General features: G+C 68.5%; 1 protein-coding gene. It reads left to right on the top strand.

Annotation, left to right across the window (positions count from 1 at the left end; genetic code table 11):
• Window positions 1-635, top strand: a 635-nt coding sequence (locus tag V8324_RS22245; protein WP_336422042.1) for a calcium-binding protein, incomplete at both ends; no start/stop codon positions are given.

Genomic DNA, 635 nt, shown 5'->3' on the forward strand with positions numbered 1-635 from the left:
GTCAGCGATGGCATCGCGACCGTCACCTCGGGTGCGATCGGGGCGGACGGCCCGGTCAGCCTCGATCTTTCCACGCTTGCCGACGGGGCGCTGACGAGCTCCGTCACGGCGACCGATGGCGCGGGCAACAGCGCGACCGTCGCCGGACCGGGGCTGACCCTCGATACCACGCCGCTGCCGCCCGCCCCCGAGATCGAGGGCGACGTGATCGGCACGTCCGGCGACGACATATTGCAGGGGCTGCCGGGAGAGAACACCACGATCCTCGGACTTGCCGGGCGCGACACCATCCTCGGCGACACCGGCGACGACATCATCATCGGTGGTGCGGATCCGGACAAGCTGCAGGGTGGCGCCGGCGCGGACACCTTCGTGTTCCTGCCCGAAGATCTGCTGAACCCCGGCGACGACCTGAAGGATTTCAACCTCGCCGAGGGCGACCGGCTGGAGCTGCGCGACATGCTGTCGAATTACGACGGCAGCAGCATCGCGGGCCATGTGCGGATCGAGAAACAGGGCACCATCGGCCGGCTCGAGGTCGACGTGGATGGCGGCGGTGACGGTTTCGTCCCCCTCGTCTATATCCGCGACGGTCGGGGTCTGGACGCCCAGGACCTCTGGACCGGGGACGATCT

The organism is Roseovarius sp. D22-M7 (assembly GCF_037083785.1).
In the GTDB taxonomy this organism is placed as follows: domain Bacteria; phylum Pseudomonadota; class Alphaproteobacteria; order Rhodobacterales; family Rhodobacteraceae; genus Roseovarius.